The sequence below is a fragment of the Nostocoides sp. genome (genome assembly GCF_035343835.1).
Lineage (GTDB): Bacteria > Actinomycetota > Actinomycetes > Actinomycetales > Dermatophilaceae > Nostocoides_A > Nostocoides_A vanveenii.
The window spans coordinates 1-4,166 of sequence record NZ_DAOQZV010000262.1 but is presented as its reverse complement, the minus strand read 5'-3'; the positions used below and the strand labels follow the sequence as shown (position 1 = coordinate 4,166).

Annotated in this window: 4 protein-coding genes and 1 pseudogene; 1 reads left to right on the top strand and 4 read right to left on the bottom strand. The window is 72.3% G+C overall.

Annotated elements, in window-relative coordinates:
• A pseudogene (locus PKH97_RS14400) lies at window positions 1–902 on the bottom strand (hypothetical protein); the annotation flags it as partial.
• 187 nt (window positions 903–1,089) lie between these two features.
• Between PKH97_RS14400 and PKH97_RS14395 the strand changes: the two are divergent.
• Window positions 1,090–1,800, top strand: a complete 711-nt coding sequence (locus PKH97_RS14395) for a class I SAM-dependent methyltransferase (RefSeq protein ID WP_324388246.1) — start codon at window positions 1,090–1,092, stop codon at window positions 1,798–1,800.
• A gap of 8 nt (window positions 1,801–1,808) precedes the next feature.
• On the opposite strand, the gene PKH97_RS14390 is transcribed toward PKH97_RS14395, so the two are convergent.
• The 3 genes from PKH97_RS14390 to PKH97_RS14380 are packed head-to-tail and all read right to left on the bottom strand — an operon-like array spanning window position 1,809 to window position 4,020.
• Window positions 1,809–2,327 carry an HAD-IIIA family hydrolase gene (locus PKH97_RS14390; RefSeq protein WP_324388245.1) on the bottom strand — a complete coding sequence of 173 codons (519 nt, stop codon included), beginning with the start codon at window positions 2,325–2,327 and terminating at the stop codon, window positions 1,809–1,811.
• Between the two features lie 14 nt (window positions 2,328–2,341).
• Window positions 2,342–2,956, bottom strand: coding sequence for an SIS domain-containing protein (locus PKH97_RS14385; protein ID WP_324388244.1), 615 nt, complete (start codon window positions 2,954–2,956; stop codon window positions 2,342–2,344).
• Window positions 2,953–4,020, bottom strand: a complete 1,068-nt coding sequence (locus PKH97_RS14380) for a GHMP kinase (protein ID WP_324388243.1) — start codon at window positions 4,018–4,020, stop codon at window positions 2,953–2,955. The genes PKH97_RS14385 and PKH97_RS14380 overlap by 4 nt, the downstream gene beginning before the upstream one ends.
• Window positions 4,021–4,166: the final 146 nt, after the last annotated feature.

Here is a 4,166-nt window from a genome sequence, read left to right as displayed (position 1 = left end):
GGCCGCGCCGCACCTCGCAGCAACGGGCGCACGCCGACGGCGAGTGCGACCACCGCCAGCGCGGTCAGGATCGCGGTCAGTTGCCAGGGTCCGCGCGCGGCCGCCTGACCGGCGCCATTCCAGAATCCACCCCCGGTGACGAGCGACAACACCAGCCCGTATGCCGTGTCCGACCGCGCCCCGAAGGCGGCCGCCCCGCTCGCGGCACCGGTCACCTGCGCGGCCAGGGCGGGCAGCGCCCAACAGGCGGCCAGGCCGGTGCCCAGCGCGACCACGACGCACGCGGCTCCCACGCGGGATAGCCACGGGCGTTCGCCGGATCGCGCGGGCCAGGCGAGCAAGACCAGGGCACATGGCACGGCAATGACCAGGGCATTCGCCCCACCGACACCGGCCAGGGCCAGCCACGCCGCGACCGGCGCGAACGACCCGTCGGCACGTCGGGCGCGCACGATGGCAGCGTAGAGGGGGGCGAGCACGGCATACGCCAAGAGGACCGTCCAGTGCCCGATCGCCAGGCGCTCGGCGACGAACGGATTCCAGATGGCCACGACCGCGGCACCGGTGCGGCCGGCGAGGCCCATCGGGCCGGCGAGCTGGGCGAGCAGGCGCGCCGCGCCCGCCCCGGCGAGCGTGAGGATGCCGATCAGGATCAGCGCCTGGGTGAGCCCAGCGCCGGTGACACGGCCGATGAGGACGGCCACCGCGTCACTGGGGACGGCGCGCGGCGCGGGAATGCCGATCCCGAGGACGAATGGGGTCCATCGCGGTCGCGGGGACCAGGCGAGGTCGTAGGCGATCACCGTGCCGCGGCGCAGGAAGGGGGCACAGATCGCGAGCGCGAGCAGGAGGGCCACGAGGTCCGGCGCGTGACGGCGCAGTCGCGCGTCGGCCGTGGGCACGGGGGCGGTGATCGTGGACCTCCTTGGTGGACAGCATGAGTATGACGACCGTGTCGGGCCGGGCTTCCTACTTGTCGGTAACAGCCGGCGGCGGACCGTGCCACAATCGTCCCCGCCGACCACTCGACCCGAGCCCCTCTGATCCCGATCCGGAGTCCCCCGTGCCCCATCGCCAAGCGAGCGCCGCATGATGCGCTTCGGCTCGTTCGCCGATGCCTGGCCGCTGGCCGAGGACATTCCGGGCTGGCTGACCCCCGACCAGGCGCGGCTGCTCTGGGACGAGGCCCGCCGGCTGCAACCCGGGGCGCGTGTGCTGGAGATCGGCAGCTATCAGGGCCGCAGCACGGTGGTCCTCGCGGCCGCGCTGGCCGACTCCGGTGGCCAGGTGGTCGCCGTCGACCCCTTCGTGGACGACTGGAAATATGGCTCCCCCGTCACCCGCTCACGCTTCGAGGAACACCTGGCGCGGGCCGGCGTGGCCGCCGGTGTCCGCCTCGTCGCCGACTACTCCACCGCCGTCCGGCCGACCTGGACCGAGCCCCTGGACCTGCTTTTCGTCGACGGCAAGCACGACGTCCTGACGGTGCTGGACGACCTGAAGTTCGCCGCGCACGTCCGCCAGGGTGGCCGGCTGCTCGTGCACGACTGCTTCTCCTCGGTCGGCGTCACGCTCGGCGTCCTGCCCCTGCTGCGCCCCGGGTCGCCGCTGCGGTTCCTCACCCGCACGGGGTCGATGGCCGTCTTCGAGCTCGGTTCACCGGGCGTGTCGGACCGGCTTCGCCTGCTGGCACAACTGCCCTGGTGGGCGCGCAATATGGGCATCAAGGTCTTGTTGAGGTTGAAGCTTCGCGGCCTCGCGCGCCGAGCCGGGCACGACAGCCTCTACGACCCATTCTGACCCGCACGCTACCCGCCGAGCAGGATCTCCACTGCCCCCGCGAGATCGGGCACGTCGACCCCCAGCTGCAAGGCCCGCATCCCCAGGCCCCGGGCCGGCGCGGTGTCGGTCGGCATGTCCCCGACCAGCGCGCATCGCTCGGGCTGGGCCCAGGGCTCGGCGGCCAGCACCTGGCGGAAGAGCCCGTCCAACGGCTTGCGGCAGTTGCACGAATCGTGATCGTGCGGGCATACGGCCGTGTGGTCCAGGTGGGCACCGTGCGCGGCGAGCGCGACGTCCAAGGCGGCCGATACGGCCGCGAACTGTTCCCAGGTCACACGCCCGGTCGCGAGGCCGCGCTGGTTGGTGACGACGACCACCGGTATGCCCGCGGTGTTCAGGCGGGCGATCGCCTCGCCCGCTCCCGGCAGCAGCACCACGCTCTCGGCCGCGGCGACATAGCCCCCCTCCTCGCGGACGTTGATCGTCCCGTCCCGGTCGAGGAAGACGATGTCGTAGGCCGCCCGCGCCCCCGCCGGCCCGATCATGGGCGGCTCACCGCTCAGCGGGCCCAGACGTGGTCCACGGCTTCGCACCAGGCGTGGGTCCACATCAGGTGCACCTCCTGGATGCGCGGGGTGTAGTCGCTCGGCACCACCAGGAGATGGTCGGCGTGGCCGGCCAGCTGCGCGCCGCGCGCCCCGGTCAGGGCGATCGTGACCAGGCCGCGCTCGCGAGCGACAGCCAGCGCCGCCGCGATATTGGGCGAGGAGCCGCTGGTCGTCATCACGATCAGCACATCCCCGGGCCGCCCGTGCGCGCGCACGCCGCGGGCGAAGACCTGATCGAAGCCGTAGTCGTTGCCGATGGCCGTGAGCGATGTCGAGGACTCCGCGAGGCTCAGCGCCGGCAGCGGGTCCCGGTCGCGCACGCACCTCCCGGCGAACTCGGCAGCCACATGGCTCGACATCGCCGCACTCCCGCCGTTCCCCGCGACCATGACCGTATGCCCGCCCCCCACCGCCGCCATGACCGCCGCCCCGGCCGAATCCACCGCTGCCACCAGCCCCGGCTCGGCCAGCGCCGCTGCCAGCCGGACCCAGTCGCTGCGCGCGTCGGCGTGCCGCCGGACGATCTCCGCAGCGCCCCCGAGTGCTGCCTGCTCCGCGTGCGTCATGCCGTCTCCACCCGCCAGGTCGTCACGCCCTGCTGGGTGAAGGTGGACTCGGACACCGTCATCCCCAGCTCCAGCAACTTCTCGGCCACCACGTGCTTGCGCTCGAACTCGCAGACAAAGATCATGTGGCCGCCGCCGCCGGCCCCGGTGACCTTGGCACCCAGAGCACCATTGCGCAGCGCCACCTCCACGGCCTCGTCGATCAGCGGCGTGGAAATGCGCTCAGACATTTTGCGCTTCTGGGCCCACGCCTGCCCCAGGAGCGAGCCGAAGGCCGGCACATCGCCGCGCAACAGGGCCTGCTTCATCGCGTGCGCGATCTCCTTCTGCGCGCGCAGCCCCGCGGTGGCGTCGGCCTGGCCGTGCTCGTAGCGGCTGACCTGGTCCTCGATGATGTGGTCGCTGACGCGGGTCTTGCCGGTGAAGGCGAGCAGCATATTGTGTTCGAGCTCGTGCACCGTCGCCTCGCGGATGCGCAGCGGGTAGACGACCACATCGTCGGCGCCGAACTCGATGAAGTTGAACCCGCCGAAGGCCGCGGCATATTGGTCCTGCAGCCCGCCGGGGATCGCCAGATCCTCGCGCTCTAGGCGGACGGCGAGTTCGGCGATCTCGTGCGGGGTCAGATCGACACCGAGATGGGCCCCCACCAGGGCGATCACCGAGACCATCACCGCGCTTGAGGACCCCAGCCCCGATCCGGGCGGGGCGTTGGTGTGTAGGAAGAGATCGAAGCCGGTCGCCGCAAAGGCGTGCGGGAACTCCAGCAGGTGCCGGATGGCCGCCTTGGGCAGGTCGAGCCGCCCGTCGAACTCCACCGGCGAGCCGACGGCGAAGTCCACCGACTCACCGAAATCCAGCGACTGCACGGTGACCAGCCCGTCGGCGCGCGGCCGCAGGGTGGAGTAGGCATACCGGCTGATGGTCGCCGACAGCACGGCCCCGCCCTCGCGTTCAGGGAAGGGCGGCACATCGGTCCCGCCGCCCGCGAAGCTGACCCGCAGGGGTGCGCGGGCCCGCAGAGTTGAGCGCGTGGGCAGCACGAACCGGTCCTTTCCTGACATCGGCAAGGGGTGACGGTATCCCATCCTCCCCCGCGATGGTTACTCCGCGGTAGTCGCGGGCGGGAAGCGCTCCGCGTCCCCGAGCACGCCGGCCTCCAGGGCCGCTCCGGGCCCGAGGACCGCCCCCCGGCCGAGGACGCTGGCGC

Coding starts and splice junctions, on each gene's coding strand:
- PKH97_RS14390 (WP_324388245.1), bottom strand. CDS start 2,327: ATGATCGGGCCGGCGGGGGCGCGGGCGGCCTACGACATCGTCTTCCTC.
- PKH97_RS14395 (WP_324388246.1), top strand. CDS start 1,090: ATGATGCGCTTCGGCTCGTTCGCCGATGCCTGGCCGCTGGCCGAGGAC.
- PKH97_RS14380 (WP_324388243.1), bottom strand. CDS start 4,020: ATGTCAGGAAAGGACCGGTTCGTGCTGCCCACGCGCTCAACTCTGCGG.
- PKH97_RS14385 (WP_324388244.1), bottom strand. CDS start 2,956: ATGACGCACGCGGAGCAGGCAGCACTCGGGGGCGCTGCGGAGATCGTC.